We start from the raw sequence: 19,237 nt of genomic DNA, 5'->3' as shown, positions 1-19,237 counted from the left end.
CGGGGGTCGTATCAGGGGGTCTTGGAGTTCGTCCCGGGGCCCGCTAACAATGGCTGAGTCGAACGACGCCGCGGCGCTCCCGCCGCAGGTCATCCGCCCGGCACCCACCCCTCTGCGGTGGTGCCCCGTGTCCCGCCCCGCACCGTGCGGCCCTGTCTGCCGCACGGAACACCCCTGGGCGAGGGCACCGCCTACACCCTGAGGTCTGACTCTCCCATGAAGCTGCTCAACACCCGCCTGCGCACCTCCGCCGCGCTGCTCCTGTCCGCCGCCAGCATCGTCTCCATCGGCGCGGCCATCGCCCCCTCCACCGCCTCGGCCACCACCCCCCAGGCCATCGCCGCCCAGATCGTCCCCGCCTCCCAGCTGGCCTCCTTCGACCAGATCATCTCCCACGAGAGCGGCTGGAACGTCACCGCCACCAACGCCTCCTCCGGCGCCTACGGCCTGGGCCAGGCCCTGCCCGGCTCCAAGATGGCCTCCGCCGGCGCCGACTGGCAGACCAGCGCCACCACCCAGATCAAGTGGGCCCTGGGCTACATGGACAGCCGCTACGGCAGCCCCAACGCCGCCTGGTCCTTCTGGCAGGCCCACAACTGGTACTGAGCAACCCCCACTCACACCAGCACCACCCCGCACCACCCCACGGCGCGCCCGGTCACACGACCGCGGCGCGCCGCCGCACACCCGATGCAGGTCAGCGGTAGGCGGTGGTGATGCCGACGGTGGAGAGCACGCCGCCGCCGGTGTTCTGGTAGCGGATGGTCCAGCCGGCCGCCGAGGTGTCCGGGAAGCCGAAGAGGAAGCCCCGCTGGCAGGCGTACGACAGCGGCAGGCTGGAGGTGGCCCGCTCGGCGCCGGAGTTGCGCAGGCAGAACTGGCCGTCGGCCAGCACCAGCGCGAACGGCGCCACCTGCGGCGTCCCGGTGCTGCCTGCGGGCAGCGGCGCGGTCAGCTTCACCCGCAGGAAGCGGGTGGCCGAGGGGCCGTCGACGCACAGCACCTGGTCGCCGGGCGGCGTGGTCTGCGGGGAGAAGCAGGGATCGTAGATCAGGTTCCCGGTCAGGCAGCGGTAGGCGTCGTGCCGGGTGCTGGCGATCGACGGTGCGAAGCAGTGCCCGGAGGCGCTGCCGGTGACGGTGATGTCCGACGCCGGTTCGGCGCCCTTCCACGGCTCGACCACCACCACCCGGGTCGGGGTGGCGGAGGTGGCCGCGGCGGGCGCGGCGGCGGCCGCTGTCCCGGCCGAGGTGACCGAGGCCGTGGTCGAGGACGAGGCCGAGCAGGCGGACACCGCGCCCGCCGCGATCACGGCCACCGCGGCCAGGCCGGCCAGCCGGTTTCGGGCGCGGCCGACGGTACGCGGCCCACGGCCTTCTCGCTGGAGCATGACTGCCTCTTCCCTCGGGGTGGTCCGCCCGGGCGGAATCCACACGAACCGCGCGAAATCCCTGCCCTCTGATTGTGCGCGCACCGACCGGAACGCGCTCCCGAGGCCGCCGCGCCCGCCCGGCGCGTCGCGGCAGGGGCGGCCGGGGGCGGACGCGATGATCGGCCCATGCATGCCCTGAACCTCTACGGCACCTTCATCGCCTTCATCGCCGTTGTCGGTCCGCCCAAAGTGCTGCTGTCGTTCGCCCATCTGAGCCGCACCCGTTCGGTACGCGAGGTCTCCCGGATCGCCCTGATCGGCTCCGGCATCGCCGCCCTCGTGGGCATCGTGGTGGCCTACACGGCCCAGGTGCTCACCAGCTTCTTCCACATCAGCCACCAGTCGCTGCAGCTGGCCGGCGGCACCATCTACTTCATCTACGCCATCGCCCTGGTGATGGGCATCCACCTGGGCGCGGGTGAGGACGAGATCGAGGGCGAGGAGGGGGACAGCCCGCTGATGGCGGGCATCCGCGAGCTGATGCTGCCGTTCGTGGTGAGTCCGCTGGCGATCACCGCCCTGCTGGCGCAGTCGCTGGACGAGAACACCTGGCGCTGGCGCAGCACGGTGGCCGGGGCCTACCTGGCGGTGGTGGCCCTGGACTGCATCTGCGTGCTGTTGCTGGTCAAGGTGATGAAGTACCTGCACTCGGCGACCCTGGAGGTGCTCTCCCGGCTGCTGGGGCTGCTGCTGGCGGCGGTCGGGGTGGAGCTGGTGCTGCGCGGCCTAGGCGATCTGGGGCTGCTCCCGGCCCAGGCCCTCAACCGGGAGTGACCGCCTACCGGGCGTTCCCGTGCGCGAGGGAGGCGGCGGTGCGCCAGGCGGCGGTGACCGCCGTGTGCGCCTGGGCGGTGGCCTCGGCCAGGGAGCCGCTCAGCCGGACCGGCGCGCCGAAGTGGACGTGCATCCGGGGGCGGCGCAGCGGCGCGGTGCACAGGCCCGCCAGCTGCTTGGTCCGGCTGCCGGAGGTGATCCGGCGGGCGCCGGCCTGCCCCAGCGGCACCACCGGCGCGCCGGTGGCCAGGGCCAGCCGGGCGACGCCGGTGCGGAAGTACTCCGGCTCGCGGTCGGCCGAGTCCCGGCGTCCGGGGAGCCGCCCTTCGGGGTAGAGCACCACGATCCGGCCGAGCGCCAGCGCCTCGGCGGCCCGGTCCAGCGATTCGGCGGCCTGCCGGTGGCCGCGGCGTACCGCGATGTGCCCCTCGGCCCGGAGCCTCCCGCCGAGCACCGGTATCCGCCAGAGCCCGGCGGCGGCCAGCACCACCGGCCGGTCGACATCGCGCCGGGCGAGCGCGGCCAGCACCAGCCCGGGGTCGATCAGCGAGCTGTGGTTGGCGGCGACGATGGTGCCGGGGACCAGGCCGGCGGTCTCGTCGGCGGTGACGTCCAGTCGGCCGAGGACCGGGACGACGCGGGTGGCGATGGCGGTGAGCATGCGCATATGGTGGCCCGCCCGCGCGCCCGGCACCTGAGTACGGGTACTCAACATCGCCGGGCTGCGGCCGGGGGCCCGCCGGGCGCTCAGTCCAGGTAGCCGACGCCCGCACGGCAGTGCGCGGCGAAGCCGGTGAGCCGGCCGTCGTCCGGCTCGGCCTCGGCGGGCTCCGGCGGCGGGCAGGGGGCCGCGGACACCGGGGCAAGCTGGACGGGGCGGCGCAGGACCGCGGTGCCGCCGGGGGTTGCGTCGCCTCCGGCGACGACACGCACACTGTGGCTCATGGCAGTTGGTTCCTTCCTGGGAGCCCCGGGAGCGGATCACCACGCCCGCTCCCCCACGATGGAATCCCCCGCCCGCGCCGGTGACCACGTCCGTTGACGCACTGGCTACGCCCGGCCCGCCTGCCCTGACGCGGCTTTGACGACCCGGCCGGGCGGGTAGGCGTGAGATCCTGGCCGGGTGACCCAGGCGTTCGGTGTGGTGGAGTTCGAACTGGTGCTGCTGCGGCGGATGGCCGACTTCCAACCGGCCCTGGTGGACCGCGCCCGGGCCGGGCTGGGCTTCTCGGCGACCGGGATGCGCCAGGTCAACGCCGACTGGCAGCGCTTCGTCCGCTCCCGGACGGCGCCGCGCGGGGTGGCCCGGCTGGTGGCGGTGCTGGGCCCGCAGGAGTCGGTGCGCGAGCAGCGCACCGGGGACCTCACCTGCCGGCTGCACCAGTGGCGGCTGCCGCTCTGGCCCGGGCTGCGGTTCGAGGCGGTGGAGGGGCCCGGCGGCGGGGTCTGGCAGGAGTGGCTGGTCCGGGCGGCGGGGACGGCACCGCCGCCGCCGGCCGGGGGCGGCGAGCCGGAGCCGTGGGCGTACGTGGTGGGCGATCTGCAGCTGCTGTACCCGGGGGTGCGGCACCTGCCGCAGGACGCGCCGAGCCGCTGGGCCAGCGAGTTCACCGCCCCGGACGGCTCGGGCGGGGTGCGCGTGCGCCGCGCCCGCTTCGTCCACGGCCTGCTGCAGGAGGTGCTGCCGGTACCCCCGGCCGGGCCCTGACCGGCCGACGCGGGCCAGGGCCGTCCGTCGGGCCGCTCAGGCGGCGTCGGCTCGGCTCAGGTGTAGAGCCGGACGACGGTCTCGGCGACGCAGGCGGGCTTGGCGCCGCCCTCGATCTCCACCGTGATCTGCGTGGTGATCTGGTAGCCGCCGGTCACCTCCTCGGCCGACAGTACGGTCACCGAGGCGCGGACCCGCGAGCCGGACCTGACCGGGGCGGGGAAGCGCACCTTGTTCAGGCCGTAGTTGACGCCCATGCGCACGCCCTCGGTCCGGTACACGTCCTGGACCAGGACCGGGATCAGCGAGAGCGTCAGGTAGCCGTGGGCGATGGTGCCGCCGAAGGGCCCCTCGGCGGCCCGCTCGGGGTCTACGTGGATCCACTGGTGGTCGCCGGTGGCCTCGGCGAACAGGTCGATCCGCTTCTGGTCGACGCCGACCCAGTCGCCGGTGCCGATCAGCGTGCCGACGGAGGCGGCCAGTTCGGCCGGGGAGGCGAAGGTCCTGCTGGTCATGTCGCTGCTTCCTGTCTCTGCGGGGATGGGGTGCTGGCCGGATCCTCGGCGCTGAGCATCCGCAGCACCAGGTCCGCGTACTGGCGCCCGAGGGTCCTGGGCGAGGTGCGCATGCGCTCGTCGTACCAGCGCACGACGTCGACGCCGAGTGAGAGCACGGCGCGCGCCGCCGCCTTGGTGTTGGGGACGTGGAACACCCCCGCCTCGACGCCCTCGGCCACCAGGTCCTGGACGATCTGCTCGGTCTGCCGCCGCATGCCGCGCATCACCCGGCGCTCCTTGTCCGGCAGCGCGTGCTCCTCGTACTCGACCACCCGGGCCACGGTGTGGTGCAGCGCGTGCCAGGAGGTGAACTCCTCGACCAGGCGGCGCATCCGCTCGGCCGGGTCGCCGCCGCGGGCGAGCACGCCCTCGACCATGGCGCGGGAGAGCTGCTGGCCGCTGCGGCTGATGGCGAACAGCAGGTCGAGCTTGGAGGGGAAGTAGACGTACAGCGCGGCCGAGCTCATCCCGGCGGCGGTGGCGATGTCCCGGGTGGTGGTCGCGTGGTAGCCGCGCTCGGCGAAGCACTGCAGCCCGGCCAGCATCAGCCGGCGGGCCGCCTCCGGCCGGACGTCGAGCCACAGGTCGGGCGGGACGGCGATGGCCATGGTCGCGTCCCTTCCTCGGCGGCTTCCCGGCAGCGACATACTAAGCAGTCGGTAAGTCGCTGTCCAGGTGTTGACGCGGCCCCCACCTGCCCATATGGTCGCCATGCCGCGCTGGGCGGAGCCTGTGACGTGCAAGAAGACACCCCACCGGAGGGTCCTGCAGTGGAATCGTTCAAGGACCGCGTCGCCCTGGTCACCGGGAGCAGCCGCGGAATCGGCCTGGGCATCGCCCGGGAGCTGGTCGCCCGGGGCGCCAAGGTGTGCCTGACCGCGCGCAACGCCGAGCCGCTGGAGGCCGCCGCCCGCGAGCTGGGCGACCCGGACACGGTGATCGCCGTCGCCGGGAAGGCCGACGACCCGGCCCACCAGCAGGACGCGGTGGCCCGGACGATGGCGGCCTTCGGCCGGCTGGACATGCTGGTCAACAACACCGGAATCAACCCGGCCTTCGGCCCGCTGCTGGAGCTGGACGACGCGGTGGCCGCGAAGATCCTGCAGGTCAACGTGCTCGCTCCGCTGGCCTGGACCCGGCTGGCCCACCAGGCCTGGATGCGGGAGAACGGGGGCGCCGTCGTCAACGTCTCCTCGGTCGCCGGGCTGGCCGCCTCCTCCCCCGGCATCGGCATGTACGGCGTCAGCAAGGCCGCGCTGAGCCGGCTCACCGTGGAGCTGGCCACCGACCTGGGCCCCGCCGTCCGGGTCAACGCGGTGGCCCCGGCGGTGGTCAAGACCGACTTCGCCGCGCCGCTGTACCTGGGCCGGGAGGAGCAGGTCGCGGCCGGCTACCCGCTGAAGCGGCTCGGGCTGCCCGAGGACGTCGCGGGCGCGGTGGCGTTCCTGCTCTCCGACGCGGCCTCCTGGATCACCGGGCAGACCCTGGTGGTGGACGGCGGGGTCACGGTGACCGGCCGTGTCTGAGCCCGGCGCGGGCCCCGGCGCGGGTCCTGACTCCGGCGCGGGCCTGGCGGGCAGGCGGGTGGTGGTCACCGGCGCGGGCGGCGGGATCGGCGCCGCGCTGGCCCGGCGGTTCGCCGCCGGGGGCGCCCTGGTGGTCGTCAACGACCTGGACGCCGAGGCCGCGCACGCGGTGGCGGCGGAGATCGGCGGCACCGCCGTGCCCGGCGACGCGGCCGGGGCGGCGGGCGTCGCCCACCTGGTGGCCGAGGCCCGGCGGGCGCTCGGCGGCATCGACCTGTACTGCGCCAACGCCGGGATCGGCGCCAGTGGTGAGGCGGAGACGGCCGAGCGGGACTGGGCGGTGTCCTGGGAGGTCAATGTGATGGCCCACGTCCGGGCCGCGCAGGAGCTGCTGCCCGAGTGGCTGGAGCGCGGCAGCGGGCACTTCCTGGCAACGGTGTCGGCGGCCGGACTGCTCACCATGCTGGGCTCGGCGCCGTACTCGGCGACCAAGCACGCCGCGCTCGCGCACGCCGAATGGCTGTCCGCGACCTACCGGCACCGCGGCGTCACGGTGCAGGCGCTGTGCCCGCAGGGGGTGCGCACCCGGATGCTGGAGGCCAGCGGCGCGGCCGGGGAGCTGGTGCTCGCCGGTACCGCGATCGAGCCCGAGCAGGTGGCCGACGCGGTGGTGCAGGCGCTGGCCGGGGACCGGTTCCTGATCCTCCCGCACCCGGAGGTGGCCGAGTACTTCGCCGCCCGGGCCGCCGATCCGGACCGCTGGCTGCGCGGGATGAACAAGCTGCAGCGCACCCTGGAGCAGTCGGCCTGACCGGCCCGGCGGCGCAGGCCGCGTTCGGGCCTGCGCCGGGGGCGGGTGTCAGCGGCGGCCCGGCTGGGCCGGGGACAGCCGCAGCAGCCGCCCCAGGCAGGTGTGCACGATGGCGCTCGGCCAGACCGTGTTCACCGCCTGCGGCAGCCCGGCCAGTTCGTCGCTGACCACCATCAGCACCCGGTCCGCGCCGCGGTTCCGGATCTCGGTCAGCAGCCGGATCCAGTACGGTGCGGCCGAGCGGGCGTCCTGCGCCCACAGCCCGAGGACGTCGCGGCTGCCCTCGGCGGTGACCCCGAGCGCCAGGTGCAGCGTCCGGTGGGCGGCAGGGGCGGTGCGGGCGGCGACCCGGACGGAGTCGATGAAGACGACCGGGTAGACGGCGTCCAGCGGCCGGTTCTGCCATGCGGCCATACCGGCCAGGACGCTGTCGGCGATCATGGCGATGCTGCCGCCGGGCATCTGCGCGCCGTAGCGTTCGCGCAGGTGGGCGATGACCTCATGGTGGGTCAGGCCCTTGGCGGAGAGCGACAGCACCATCTCGTCCACGCCCCCGAGGCGGCGCCGCCGCTTGCCGAGGAGCTTGGGCTCGAAGGTGCCCCAGCGGTCCCGGGGGACGGCGATCTCCACCCGCCCGGCCTCGGTGGTCACCGCCTTGGAGCGGTAGCCGTTGCGGCGGTTGGGGACCTCCCGGGCGGTGGCCGCCCCGGCCCGGGCGCGGCGCAGATGGTCGGTCATCTCGCCCTCCAGCGCCGACTCCAGGACCCGCCGGGTCAGTTCGGCCAGCGGGCCGCCCTCCCCGGCCAGGCTCATCCCGGCGGCGGTGGCCCCGGCGGCGGTGGCGCCGGGGCCGGGCCGGCTTCCGTTCGACGGATGCGGATGGGTCATCAACCGTTGCTCCCTATCGGGTGGGTACCGCCGTTCACCACGTCCAGGAAGCGGTTGCGGTCCAGCGGGGCGGGGCGGCGGTCCAGCCTGGCCGAGAGCAGCCGGGCCGCCTCGTCCGTGCGCCCGGCCCGGGCCAGGGCGTGCAGCAGCGTCTCCTCGACCACCTCGCGCTGCGCGGCGCTGCCGCCCAGTGCGCCGAGCCGGGGCAGCAGCGGCCGCAGCAGGTCGGCGGCGAGGTCCCAGCGCTGCTCGACCACGGCGGCCAGGCCGTCGCACAGCCCGGCCAGGGTGGTGTGGAAGACCGGCCGGGCGCGCCCGAGGAAGCTGCGCCGCAGCCGCCGCAGCCGGTCGACGTCGCCGGTGGCGGCCAGCGCCAGGGCGCTGTGCAGCGCGGCGAACGGGGTCGGCGGGGCGTCCAGCCAGCCCTCGGGCGCGGCGTCGCGGACGGCCTCGCCCGGGATCGGGCCCTGCCAGCGCTCGGTGACGTGGCAGCGCCAGAGCAGCGAGCCGGAGTCGATCAGCGCCCGGCAGCCGGTGATCGCGGGCGGTGCGAGCTGGGCGTCGTAGCGGCGGCGCAGCGCCTCGGGGTTGTCGAGCATCAGCTCGTGCAGGGCGGCGTGCCAGGAGAAGTGCACGGCGTGGAACGCCTGGGCACCGTGCCGGCGCAGCCAGTCCTCCAGCCAGTCCAGGCCGGCCCGGTGCTCGCCGGTCTCGTACAGCACGTGGGCGCGGGCGTGGACGGCGTGGCCCGAGGCCGGGTCGGCGTCCAGGGCGCGTTCGGCCAGCGTCGCCGCCTCCCGCCATCGGTTCTGCTCCTGCCGGACGAAGGCCAACTGGCCCAGGTACCAGGGGTCGTCGCCGTACAGCGGGGCCAGCGACTCGATCAGGGCCCAGGCCTGCTCGCCCTGGGTGACGCCGTTGGAGGTGATGGTCGGCACGGCGGCGTTGACGCTGAGGGCGTCCAGCGGGTGGGCCCGGATGTGCCGCAGCAGCCGCGGGGTGGTGCCGGGTCCGTCGCCCGCACCGGCGGACGCCTGGACGGTGACCGCGTCCACGAAGCTGCGCTCCCGGTCGTCCAGGCGGGGGCCGGCGGCGCGGCGGGCGGCTTCCAGGGCGGCGGGGACGTCGGTGTCGGCGGCGCCCGCGTGGCCGAGCAGGGCGAGGGCGGCATGGCCGAGGGCGAAGCCCGGATCGGCCCGGACGGCCTGGGCGATCAGCCGGTCGGCGCCGGTCTGCACCCGCAGGAAGCGCAACAGGCCCTGGTTGTAGGCGCCGGCCGCCTCGGCGGTGGTGGTCAGCGGCAGGCCGTAGGGGTCACGCGGCCTGCGGTCGGCGGCGGCGGGGGCGCCGCTCGGCCGGTGCTGCATGGCCTACCGCCCTTCACCGGGCCGTATGCCGGAGGCGGTTGGCAACTCGGTCAGCAGGTCCTCGGCGGTCTCCATGCCGGGGCGCCAGACCGACCGGGCGATGATCTTGCTGAGGTCGACCCGGTGCCGGTAGCGGCGGGCGATGTTGGTGCACTCGTCGAGCAGGCCCTCGGACAGGGTCGTCGGCTCCAGGCCGAGGGCGAGGAAGCGGTCGTTGCGGACCACCAGGTCGTTCTCGACGGCCTCCATCCGCGGGTTGGGCAGGTTGGCCACCGGGGCCCCGGTCAGGCTGCTGACCAGTTTGGCCAGGTCGCGGACCCGGAAGGTCTCGGTGACCTGGTTGAAGACCATCGGCTTGTCCCCCGCGTCGGGCGGGTTGCCCAACGCGATCTCGATACATCGGACCGTGTCCTGGATGTGGATGAACGCGCGGGTCTGGCCGCCGGTGCCGTGGACGGTCAGCGGGTGCCCGATGGCGGCCTGCATCAGGAACCGGTTGAGCACGGTGCCGTAGTCGCCGTCGTAGTCGAAGCGGTTGACCAGGCGCTCGTCGCGGACGGTCTGCGCGGTCTGGGTGCCCCAGACGATGCCCTGGTGCAGGTCGGTGATCCGGACCTGGTCGTTGGCCGCGTAGAAGGCGAACATCAGCTGGTCGATGGTCTTGGTGAGGTGGTAGACCGAGCCGGGGTTGGCCGGGTGCAGGATCTCCCGCTCCAGGTCGCCGTCGGGGGTGGGCACCTTGACGGTCAGGTAGCCCTCGGGGATGGGCGCCGAGCCGGACCAGCCGTAGCCGTAGACGCCCATGGTGCCGAGGTGGACCAGGGCGGCGTCGGTGCCGGTCGCCACCAGCGCGGCCAGCAGGTTGTGGGTGGCCCGGACGTTGTTGTCGATGGTGTAGCGCTTGGAGTCGGTGCTGCGCATCGAGTAGGGCGCCGCCCGCTGCTCGGCGAAGTGCACCACCGCGTCCGGACGCACCTCGGTGAGCAGCGCGGCCAACCGGTCGGCCTCGGTGGCCAGGTCGAGCCGGACGAAGCCGATCTCGCGCCCGGAGACCTCCCGCCAGGCGCGCAGCCGCTCGCCGAGCGGCCGGACCGGGGTGAGCGACTCGACCTCGAGTTCCAGGTCGATGGCGCGGCGGCTCAGGTTGTCGACGATGGTCACGTCGTGGCCGCGATCGGAAAGATGGAGTGCGGTCGGCCAGCCACAGAATCCGTCGCCGCCGAGGACAAGAATGCGCATGTAGCCACTCCCGGGTGAATGGTGCGAGTACGAACACGGTTCGGTGCAGAATGACCCTTGGAACGGTGCCGTCAAAAGCGGTACCGCACATCGCGCCGGCCTCCGCACAATTGGCCGCGGCTCCGCCGAATACAGGCACGGGTGCGGCCGGCCCGGGTGTGAACGCCGGGTAACCAGTGACTCTGGCACAGGAAGACTGGCGTGTCCAGTACACATCGTATGCGACCATTGCCCCCGCTTAAATTCGATGGACTTGCATATCCGCAGGTCAGAGCTGTCACCACTGGTGAGGGGTGGCATCCTCGAAATTCTCTGTTTCGACGGCCGTGAAGACAGGCCGCCGACCGCCCCCCGCGTCACAACCGCCCCACCTCGCACGATTCCCGCGGGCCGCTGATTCGACAGGGATAAACACACAGCAGACCGGGCGGCGGCGCGCACCCTGATTCGATGGACATAAACGTAAACGTTTGGCAAGAAGCCTCGGGCCCGGATGTATTTTCGAAGCGCGCCTCTGGTATCACTGGGACCACAGAAAGGAGGGCTCCCATGGAAAAGAGAGCCAACGCGGAAGAGGAATCGACGGCGTCCCCGCCCATTTCCGCCGCCGAACTCCGCGCGCTCGCCGACGAGGCCGACGCGCGTTTATCGGAGGCCGACGCCGCCGACATCGTCTCCTGGGCCCACCACACCTTCGGCCCCCGGCTGGTGGTCGCCTCCTCCATGGCCGACACCCACCTGGTGCACCTGGCCCAGGCCGTCGCCCCCGGCGTGGCGGTGCTGTTCCTGGACACCGGCTACCACTTCGCCGAGACCGTCGGCACCCGCGACGCCGTCGCCCAGGCCTACCGGGTGGACCTGCTCTCGCTCACGCCCCGGCAGACCGTCGCCGAGCAGGACGCCGCCCACGGCCCCCGGCTGTACGAGCGCGACCCGGACCTGTGCTGCTCCCTGCGCAAGGTCGAGCCGCTGGAGCGCGGGCTTCTGCCCTACACCGCCTGGATCACCGGCATGCGCCGCGCGGACTCCCCCGGCCGCGCCCGGCTGCGGGTGGTCGCCCACGACGCCGCGCGCGGCATGGTGAAGATCTCCCCGCTGGCCCGCTGGACCGAGGACGACGTGCAGTCCTACACGGCGCGGCACGGCGTCCTGACCCATCCGCTGCTGTCCGAGGGCTACACCTCGATCGGCTGCCAGCCCTGCACCCGGCGGCCGCTGCCCGGCGCCGGCGCCCGCTCGGGCCGCTGGGCGGGCCGGGCCAAGACCGAATGCGGGCTGCACCCATGAGCGCCGCGAGCGAGGCCCTGCTGCTCCCCGACCACCCGGCGCCGCGGCTCTCCCAGCTCGACGTGCTGGAGTCGGAGTCGGTGCACGTCCTGCGCGAGAGCGCGGCCCAGTTCGAGCGGCCCGCGCTGCTGTTCTCCGGCGGCAAGGACTCCATCGTCATGCTGCACCTGGCGCTGAAGGCGTTCTGGCCCGCGCCGGTCCCCTTCGGCCTGCTGCACGTGGACACCGGGCACAACTTCCCCGAGGTCATCGGCTTCCGCGACGCGGTGGTGGCCGAACACGGGCTGCGGCTGACGGTGGCCCGGGTCCAGGACTTCATCGACGACGGCCGGCTGCGCGAGCGCCCGGACGGCACCCGCAACCCGCTGCAGACCGTCCCGCTGCTGGACGCGATCGCCCGCGGCCGACTGGACGCGCTGTTCGGCGGCGGACGCCGGGACGAGGAGAAGGCCCGCGCCAAGGAGCGGGTGTTCTCGCTGCGCGACGAGTTCGGCGCCTGGGATCCGCGCCGCCAGCGCCCCGAGCTGTGGTCGCTCTACAACGGCCGGCACGCCCCCGGCGAGCACGTCCGGGTGTTCCCGCTGTCCAACTGGACCGAGCTGGACGTCTGGGAGTACATCCGCCGCGAGCGGATCGCGCTGCCCTCGATCTACTTCAGCCACAAGCGCGAGGTGTTCCGCCGCGACGGCATGTGGCTGACCGCGGGCGACTGGGGCGGCCCGGTCGGCGAGGAGACCGCCGAGCGGCGGCAGGTGCGCTACCGCACCGTCGGCGACATGTCCTGCACCGGCGCGGTCGACTCCGCCGCGGCCACCGTCGACGAGGTGATCGCCGAGGTCGCGGCCTCGACGCTGACCGAGCGGGGCGCCACCCGCGCCGACGACCAGCTGTCCGAGGCCGCCATGGAGGACCGCAAGCGCGAAGGGTACTTCTGACCATGACCGCCCGCCCCACGGCCCCCGCTCCCACAACTCCCGCTGAATCAGGGCCCGCTGACGCCACCGCCCAAGAAACCTCGCTGCTGCGGCTGGCCACTGCCGGTTCGGTGGACGACGGCAAGTCCACCCTGGTCGGCCGACTGCTGCACGACTGCCAGGCGGTGCTGTCCGACCAACTCGCCGCGGTGGAACGGGTGTCCCGCGCCCGCGGGCAGCTGGCGCCGGATCTGGCGCTGCTCACCGACGGCCTGCGGGCCGAGCGCGAGCAGGGCATCACCATCGACGTCGCCTACCGCTACTTCGCCACCCCCCGACGCCGGTTCATCCTCGCCGACACCCCCGGGCACGTGCAGTACACCCGCAACATGGTCACCGGCGCCTCCACCGCCGAACTGGCCGTGCTCCTGGTCGACGCCCGCAACGGCGTCACCGAGCAGACCCGCCGCCACACCGCCGTGGCCGCCCTGCTGCGCGTCCCGCACCTGGTCCTGGCCGTCAACAAGATGGACCTGGTCGACCACGCCGAGCCGGTCTTCGCCGCCATCGCCGAGGAGTGCGCCCGGTACGCCGCCGCGCTGGGCGCGCCGCCGGTCGTCCCGATCCCGATCAGCGCCCTGAACGGGGACAACGTCGTCCACCGCTCGCCGTCGACCCCCTGGTACCACGGCCCGACGCTGCTGGAGCACCTGGAGTCGGTGGACACCGGGCAGGGCCGGGCCGGGCACCCGGCGCGGTTCCCGGTGCAGTACGTGCTGCGCCCGCAGACCTCCGGCGGCTTCCGCGACTACCGGGGCTACGCCGGGCGGCTGGCCTCCGGGGTGCTGCGCCCCGGCGACCCGGTCACCGTGCTGCCCTCGGGCGAGCGCTCGGTCATCGCCGGGATCGACCGGCTCGGCGAGCAGGACGTCGCCTACGCCGTCGCGCCGCAGTCGGTCACGCTGCGGCTCGCCGACGAGCTGGATGTCTCCCGGGGGGACCTGATCGTCCCTTCGGACGCCCCGCCGAGGCTCGCCGACCGGCTGACCGCCACCGTCTGCCACCTCTCCGACCGGCCCCTGCGCGCCGGGGACCGGCTGCTGCTGCAGCACGGCACCGGCACCGTCCGGGCGCTGGTGCACTCCCTGGACGCCCGGCTGGACCTGGGCACCCTGGCCGCCGAGCCGGCCCCGCAGAGCCTGTCCGCCAACGACATCGGCCAGATCACCCTGCGGACGGCGGCCCCGCTGCCGCTGGACGACTACCGCGCCGACCGCCACACCGGCTCCTTCCTCCTCGTGGACGAGGCGGACGGGGCCACCGTGACCGCCGGAATGGTCGGCGCACTCGACACCCACACGGAAGCTGAGAGGCGATGACGAGCAAGGTTCCCGTCCGGGTGCGCGGCATGAACGCCGCCGCCGCCGTCAACGACGATCCCGCGGGCCGCGCCCCGGAGCCGCGCCGCCGGCTGCCGCACGCCTCGCTGCGGCAACTGCTGGTGGCGGTGGCGCTGCTGGCGGTCGGAGTGGTGCTGGCGCGCTACACCTTCACCGAGGTCACCGGCGGCCCCACCGGCTTCGCCGGGACCGTCGAGGCGCAGAGCTCGGTGAGCCTGGACTTCCCGCAGACCGGCCGGGTCACCCGGATCCTGGTCAGCACCGGCCAGACCGTGCGCCAGGGCCAGCCGCTGGCCACCCTGGACCAGGGGTACGCGCAGGCCAGCCTGCAGGACGCGGAGGCGGTGCTGGCCGCCGACCAGACGGTGGTGAAGTCCCTGGAGTCGCCGAGCCTGTCGGCCGCCGGGAAGCAGAACCTCGACCTGCAGGTGGCCGCCGCCGACCAGCAGCTGTCCAGCGCGCAGCAGGCGTCGCAGGACGCCGTCGCCCAGGGCAGCTCGCAGATCGGCCAGGCCCAGCAGACCGTGGACAACGCCCAGGCCGCGCTGCGGGCGGACACCGCGCAGTACAAGTCGGTGTGCACCGCCCGGGCCGAGGCGCCCCGGGCGGTGCCCGGCACCGCGCCGGAGGCCGCCCCCGGCCACGACCAGGGCTTCGGCCCGGTCGGCGGCGCGGGACCGGACCCGGTCGGCGGCGGATCCGGCCGGTCCTCGCTTCAGCCGACGCCGCTGCTGCCGACGCCGCAGAGCAGCCCGCAAGCCACGCCCAGCGGTTCGCCCGAGCAGTACTGCCTGACCCTGCAGTCGCAGCTGCAGAAGGACTCGGCGGGCGTCGACAGCGCCACCGCCGCTCTGGCCAACGCCCGGGCCGACGCCGCGCAATTGCAGGACACCGCGGCACATGCGGCGTCCAGCGCGGGCGCGGCGCTGGCGCTCACCCGCAACCAGGAGGCGGTGGCGACCGCCCCGGCCTCCGCCGCCCAGCTGTCCACCGCCCAGGCCAACGAGGCCGCCGCGCAGACCACCGTGGACCAGGACCGGCAGAACCTGGCCGCGCTGACGCTGGTGTCGCCCATCGCCGGGGTCGTCGCCGACGTCGGCGGGATCGTCGGCGACCTCGACGGCACCGGCGGCGTGCACGGCTTCTCCGGCCCCAGCGGCGCGCAGGCGACCTCCGGTCCGGCGTTCAGCCTGTTCCCGCCGGCCGCCGGCACCGGCGCCACCAGCTCCGGCTCGTCCGGGCAGCAGCCGCTGATCTGGCTGGTCTCCGCGCAGAAGTACGTGCTGGCCCAGGTCAGCGAGAGCGAGGTGGCGTCGCTGCACGACGGCAGCCGGGCCCGGATCACGGTGAACGCGCTGGGCCGGACCGTGGACGCCACGGTGTCGCAGATCAGCCCGATCCCGGTGGACCAGAACGGCAGCGTGCAGTACCCCGTCCGGCTGGCCGTCCCCTCCTGGCCGCAGGGGACCATGACCGGGATGAGCACCAATGTCGTCTTCCCCTGACCCGGCCGCCACCGCCGACCCGGCCGCCCCGACCACGACCCGCCCCGGGAGGGACTGAGTGCTCCGGCTTCCTGGCCTGCTGATGTTCGTGCTCGACCTGGCCGTCCTGGTCGGGATCGTGCTGCACGCGCTGCGGCGGCGCTTCGACGACTCCGACCGGGGCGTCGGCAACGTGGTGGTGCTGCCCAAGCCGCACCCGCCCTCGCTGCCCCGGGTGGCCCTGTTCGTCGGGCTGACCGTGCTGGGCAGCATCGCCCTGACCGGGCTGCGCACCCCCGACCTGTCCAAGGCGTACCGCTCGGTGGTGGCCCTGTCCACCACCCAGGTGCTGCCGGAACCGGCCGTCGTGGACGCCTACGTGTCGCACCTGCGGCCGGTGATCCCGCTCAGCTTCCTGGCGTTCACCATCGCGCTGGCCGTCTCCGTGCATGCGACCTGGGGGCGGCGGCTGATGATCGTGGCGCACGCCCCGCTGGCCTTCGTGGCCGCGATCGCCGCCGACACCGTGCTCAGCGTCATCGGCGTCGAGAGCGGGATCTCGCTCGGGCGGTTCCCGCTGATCAGCATTCTGATGCACTACCTGATCGCCTATGTGCTGGCCATGCGGCTGGCGCTGACCACCTACAAGCTGCCCCGGCCGACGCAGGTGCCGATCCGGCGCACCGGCGACGTCCTCGACACCCTGATCATGGCCACCGTGCTGCTGGTGGTCTCGGTGTTCGTGGCCGTGGGCGCGGACTACCTGGTCCACGTCTCCGGCGACGACCCGGTCGCCTACACCTTCGTGCTGATCGCCGTCCCGGTGTACCTCAAGTTCGGCATCTACGTGGTGCTGTGCGTGCTGCGGCTCTGCGGCGGCGCGAAACTGCCGCAGCCGGGGCCGGAGCGGCCGCCGATCGACGTCATCGGCCCGGCCTTCAACGAGGAGACCAACATCGTCCGCTGGGTCGAGTGCATCGACCGGGCGGCGGCCGTCTACGGCGGCCCGGTGCACCTGATCCTGTGCGACGACGGCTCGCAGGACGCCACCCGGCGGCTGGCCGAGGAGGCCATGGCCCGGGCGGTGGCGGTGCGCGGCGAGGTCATCGCCGGATCGCACGTCGGCAAGGCCACCGCGCTCAACCTGGCGCTCACCCACTGCACCTCCGACTACGTCATCCGGCACGACACCGACTGCGAGGTGCACCCCGACTCGTTCCTGTACACCGTGCCGTGGTTCGAGTCGGATTCGCGGATCGGGCTGGTGGGGGCGTTCATGTTCGTCAAGCAGCCGTTCACCACCTGGGTGGACCGGATGCGCTCGATGGAGCTGGCGGCCGGCTTCGGACTGCCCCGGCTCGCCTACGCGGTGGTCGACGCGCAGCCGTGCGTCCCCGGCAACTACACGGCGGTGCGCCGGGAGGCGGCGCTGGAGATCGGCGGCTGGCCCGAGGGCATGCTCGGCGAGGACATCGACTTCACCTGCAGCCTGGCCCGGCTCGGCTACCGGGCCGTCTACGACCGCCGGATCTGGGCCTACGAGGACGTCCCGGAGGACGCCGCGCAGCTGCGGCTCCAACGCCGCCGCTGGAGCCAGGGGTCGATCTACAACTTCGCCCGCTTCGTGCCGTTCGCCTCCGGCTCGGCCGGGCCGCGGTTCTGGTTCGCCGAGTTCTTCAAGGGCGCGCGCCGCCTGGTCCAGCCGATGCAGTTCGCCGCCTACCTGTTCGCCATCCAGGGGGCCGTGTTCGACACCGGCGTGCGCCGCAACCTGCTCCACCTGGCGGCGTTCTTCCTCATCGCCAAACTGCCGATGCTGGTGCTGGTCATGTGCAGCATGTTCTACCGCGGGCTGTGGCGCACCTTCCTGTGGTGGCCGCTGTTCTTCGGCTTCATGATGATCAAGCGGCTGGCCAACGTCGAGGCGCTGCTGCTGCTGCAGACCAGGCCGGTGTCCGTGCCCTGGCTGCACCCGGTCCGGCGGACCGCGCCGGACGCCGACATCACCTGGCCGGTGCTCCGGCCGCGCTACCTGCCGGAGGCCGAGAGCCCGTGACCACCACCGCGCGCACCCGCCGCGTCATCGGCCTGCTCACCGCCGCCGCCCTGGTCGCGGCCGGGCTGGGGACGGCCGCGCTGGAGGGGGCGTTCTCCTCCGGCCGCTCCCCGGCCGGCTCGCCCGCGCCGCCGCCGTCCGCGACCGCCGGCGGCGGTGGCGTCGGCGCGTGGACGGCCCCGGCTGCGGGCGGCGCCCTGGCCACCGACCCGACATCGGAGTTGACGTCCAGTCAGATCACCTTCCTGCGCCAGGTCGCGGCCCGCACCTGGAGCTTCCTGTCCGGCCCGGATCTGGATCCGGCGACCCACCTGCTGCTGGACAGCGTCCCGCTGGCCGGGCAGCCCGGGCCGGACGCCGCCCTGCAACCCCCGGCCGCCGCACGGGAGTACACCAATCCGGCACTGATCGGTACCTACCTGTCGGCGATCGTCGCCGCCCGGGATCTCGGCCTGGCCACCCCGGCGCAGGCCGAGGCGGACGCCGCGGCGGTGCTGGCGCAGATCGAGCGGATGCCCAAGTACCAGGGCTTCCTGTTCCGTTGGTACAGCACCCGGAACGGCGCGGCGATCGCCACCCCGCAGGGCGAGCAGGACCCGGCCGGATACGTCTCGACCGTGGACAACGGCTGGCTGGCGCAGGGGCTGCTGGTGGCCCAGGGCGCCTTCCCCGCCCTCTCGGCCCGGTTCGGCGCGCTGCTCGGCGGCATGCAGTGGGGCTTCCTGTACGACCGCGCCGCCGACGTCCTCTACAACGGCTACCAGGTGGGCGGGAGTTACTCCAAATCCACCTACCAGAACGCCTACTCGGGCCCGCGGATCGCCGAGTACACGGCCATCGGCAGCGGCAAGGTCCCCGGCGCCCTGTGGTGGGGGATGAACCGGACGCCCCCGGCCGGGCACCGGCAGCGGCAGACCCCGCAGGGACGGACGGTGGTCTACAACGACCCCCAGAACCACCGGAGTTACCCGGTGTACGAGGGGCACTACGTCTTCGACGGGATCAAGTTCGTCCCGACCTTCGACGGCAGCCTCTACCAGGCGCTCGCGCCCGACCTGGTCTTCCCGGAGCAGGCCATGGCGCCCAACAGCCTGGGCCTGAACGACCGCAACACCGCGCTGGCGCAGGGCGCGTACGCCGACGGCACCGGCTCGCCGGTGTGGGGCTGGGCCCCGGCCACCTCGCCGAGCGGGGCCATCAAGTACACCAACTACGGCGTGCCCGACCTCGCCAGCGACCAGGGCACGGTCTCGGCCGCGGCGGTCGCCCCGTACGCCGCGTTCCTGGCGCTGCCGGTCATCCCGCAGCAGGCGTACGCCGACATCTCCCGCCTGGTCGCCGACTACCCCGCGCTGTACACCCGGTACGGCTTCCTGGACTCGGTCCAGCCGGACGACGGCCGGATCGCCGACCGCTACATGGCGGTGAGCCAGTTGACGATCCTGATGTCCATCGACGACGCGGTCGACCACGACCGGCTCCAGGGCTATGCCGCCGCCAGCGGCTACGGCCGGGCCCTGGCGCCCTACTTCGGGCTGGAGACCTTCTCCATCCAGGGGCTGGGCCCGAGTACGGGCCCGACCGCCGCAGCGGGCGGCACCCGTACGCCCCGGCCCAAGCGCTCCCGGCCCAGGCGCCGCCGCCGCACGGGTTCATGACGGTCCGTCGGCAACCCCGCCGATCGGTGGTGCACCCCCGCCGATTGGCGGGGTTTCCATGGTCATTGACCATATATATCCCGGTCTATATGGGAATCTCCCCTGTCGTCCATCTTGTTTGGTCATGAACTCGTCA

19 protein-coding genes are annotated in these 19,237 nt (G+C 73.7%); 11 read left to right on the top strand and 8 right to left on the bottom strand.

The features are described 5' to 3' along the window. Positions 1 to 216: 216 nt before the first annotated feature. Entirely contained in the window at positions 217 to 606 is a 390-nt protein-coding gene (locus GXW83_RS13665; RefSeq protein WP_182443339.1) for a transglycosylase SLT domain-containing protein, read from the top strand. Positions 607 to 697: 91 nt separating this feature from the next. Here GXW83_RS13665 and GXW83_RS13660 read toward each other — a convergent pair whose 3' ends face one another. Next, positions 698 to 1,390, bottom strand: coding sequence for a hypothetical protein (locus tag GXW83_RS13660; RefSeq protein WP_182443338.1), 693 nt, complete (start codon positions 1,388 to 1,390; stop codon positions 698 to 700). 168 nt (positions 1,391 to 1,558) lie between these two features. On the opposite strand from GXW83_RS13660, the gene GXW83_RS13655 reads away from it, so the two are divergent. Further along, a complete protein-coding gene (locus tag GXW83_RS13655; protein WP_182443337.1) occupies positions 1,559 to 2,206 on the top strand; it encodes a MarC family protein in 648 nt (215 codons plus the stop codon). Positions 2,207 to 2,210: 4 nt separating this feature from the next. Here the strand turns inward: GXW83_RS13655 and GXW83_RS13650 are convergent, their stop codons facing one another. Continuing rightward, complete coding sequence (locus GXW83_RS13650) at positions 2,211 to 2,867, bottom strand: lysophospholipid acyltransferase family protein (RefSeq protein WP_182443336.1); 657 nt, start codon at positions 2,865 to 2,867, stop codon at positions 2,211 to 2,213. Positions 2,868 to 2,953: 86 nt separating this feature from the next. After that, positions 2,954 to 3,151, bottom strand: a complete 198-nt coding sequence (locus GXW83_RS13645) for a hypothetical protein (RefSeq protein WP_182443335.1) — start codon at positions 3,149 to 3,151, stop codon at positions 2,954 to 2,956. A gap of 178 nt (positions 3,152 to 3,329) precedes the next feature. Here GXW83_RS13645 and GXW83_RS13640 point away from each other — a divergent pair, with 178 nt between their 5' ends. Beyond that, a complete protein-coding gene (locus GXW83_RS13640; protein WP_225446961.1) occupies positions 3,330 to 3,914 on the top strand; it encodes a hypothetical protein in 585 nt (194 codons plus the stop codon). Positions 3,915 to 3,970: 56 nt separating this feature from the next. On the opposite strand, the gene GXW83_RS13635 is transcribed toward GXW83_RS13640, so the two are convergent. Together GXW83_RS13635 and GXW83_RS13630 are read right to left on the bottom strand one after the other, a co-directional pair. Next, complete coding sequence (locus tag GXW83_RS13635; protein ID WP_182443334.1) at positions 3,971 to 4,429, bottom strand: MaoC family dehydratase; 459 nt, start codon at positions 4,427 to 4,429, stop codon at positions 3,971 to 3,973. Beyond that, a complete protein-coding gene (locus tag GXW83_RS13630; RefSeq protein WP_182443333.1) occupies positions 4,426 to 5,079 on the bottom strand; it encodes a TetR/AcrR family transcriptional regulator in 654 nt (217 codons plus the stop codon). Before GXW83_RS13630 ends, GXW83_RS13635 begins: the two co-directional genes overlap by 4 nt. A gap of 162 nt (positions 5,080 to 5,241) precedes the next feature. On the opposite strand from GXW83_RS13630, the gene GXW83_RS13625 reads away from it, so the two are divergent. After that, positions 5,242 to 5,997: an SDR family oxidoreductase gene (locus GXW83_RS13625; RefSeq protein WP_182443332.1), complete on the top strand. Its 756-nt coding sequence runs from the start codon at positions 5,242 to 5,244 to the stop codon at positions 5,995 to 5,997. Between the two features lie 43 nt (positions 5,998 to 6,040). Next, positions 6,041 to 6,808 carry an SDR family oxidoreductase gene (locus GXW83_RS13620; protein ID WP_182447287.1) on the top strand — a complete coding sequence of 256 codons (768 nt, stop codon included), beginning with the start codon at positions 6,041 to 6,043 and terminating at the stop codon, positions 6,806 to 6,808. A 48-nt stretch (positions 6,809 to 6,856) separates the two neighbouring features. Here the strand turns inward: GXW83_RS13620 and GXW83_RS13615 are convergent, their stop codons facing one another. From GXW83_RS13615 to GXW83_RS13605, 3 genes are read right to left on the bottom strand one after another with little or no spacing between them, the layout of a single operon-like run. Further along, the gene (locus GXW83_RS13615) at positions 6,857 to 7,696 is read right to left on the bottom strand and encodes a transposase (protein ID WP_182443331.1); all 840 of its coding nucleotides are present in this window, start codon (positions 7,694 to 7,696) and stop codon (positions 6,857 to 6,859) included. Next, positions 7,696 to 9,063, bottom strand: coding sequence for a hypothetical protein (locus tag GXW83_RS13610; RefSeq protein WP_182443330.1), 1,368 nt, complete (start codon positions 9,061 to 9,063; stop codon positions 7,696 to 7,698). Before GXW83_RS13610 ends, GXW83_RS13615 begins: the two co-directional genes overlap by 1 nt. Positions 9,064 to 9,066: 3 nt before the next feature. Next, a complete protein-coding gene (locus GXW83_RS13605) occupies positions 9,067 to 10,302 on the bottom strand; it encodes an NAD-dependent epimerase/dehydratase family protein (protein ID WP_182443329.1) in 1,236 nt (411 codons plus the stop codon). Positions 10,303 to 10,851: 549 nt separating this feature from the next. Between GXW83_RS13605 and GXW83_RS13600 the strand changes: the two genes are divergently transcribed. The 6 genes from GXW83_RS13600 to GXW83_RS13575 are packed head-to-tail and all read left to right on the top strand — an operon-like array spanning position 10,852 to position 19,101. Beyond that, positions 10,852 to 11,589, top strand: a complete 738-nt coding sequence (locus GXW83_RS13600; protein ID WP_182443328.1) for a phosphoadenylyl-sulfate reductase — start codon at positions 10,852 to 10,854, stop codon at positions 11,587 to 11,589. Further along, complete coding sequence (gene cysD / locus GXW83_RS13595; protein WP_182443327.1) at positions 11,586 to 12,524, top strand: sulfate adenylyltransferase subunit CysD; 939 nt, start codon at positions 11,586 to 11,588, stop codon at positions 12,522 to 12,524. The genes GXW83_RS13600 and cysD overlap by 4 nt, the downstream gene beginning before the upstream one ends. Before the next feature lie 2 nt (positions 12,525 to 12,526). Then, entirely contained in the window at positions 12,527 to 13,882 is a 1,356-nt protein-coding gene (locus tag GXW83_RS13590) for a sulfate adenylyltransferase subunit 1 (protein WP_182443326.1), read from the top strand. Beyond that, positions 13,879 to 15,408, top strand: coding sequence for an HlyD family efflux transporter periplasmic adaptor subunit (locus GXW83_RS13585; protein WP_182443325.1), 1,530 nt, complete (start codon positions 13,879 to 13,881; stop codon positions 15,406 to 15,408). Before GXW83_RS13590 ends, GXW83_RS13585 begins: the two co-directional genes overlap by 4 nt. A gap of 58 nt (positions 15,409 to 15,466) precedes the next feature. Next, a complete protein-coding gene (locus GXW83_RS13580) occupies positions 15,467 to 17,443 on the top strand; it encodes a glycosyltransferase family 2 protein (RefSeq protein ID WP_182443324.1) in 1,977 nt (658 codons plus the stop codon). Beyond that, positions 17,440 to 19,101: a glucoamylase family protein gene (locus GXW83_RS13575; RefSeq protein ID WP_182443323.1), complete on the top strand. Its 1,662-nt coding sequence runs from the start codon at positions 17,440 to 17,442 to the stop codon at positions 19,099 to 19,101. The genes GXW83_RS13580 and GXW83_RS13575 overlap by 4 nt, the downstream gene beginning before the upstream one ends. Positions 19,102 to 19,237: the final 136 nt, after the last annotated feature.

The organism is Streptacidiphilus sp. PB12-B1b (genome assembly GCF_014084125.1).
GTDB lineage: Bacteria > Actinomycetota > Actinomycetes > Streptomycetales > Streptomycetaceae > Streptacidiphilus.
The sequence above is the reverse complement of the archived record's forward strand: the minus strand, read 5'-3'. Positions and strand labels throughout refer to the sequence as shown.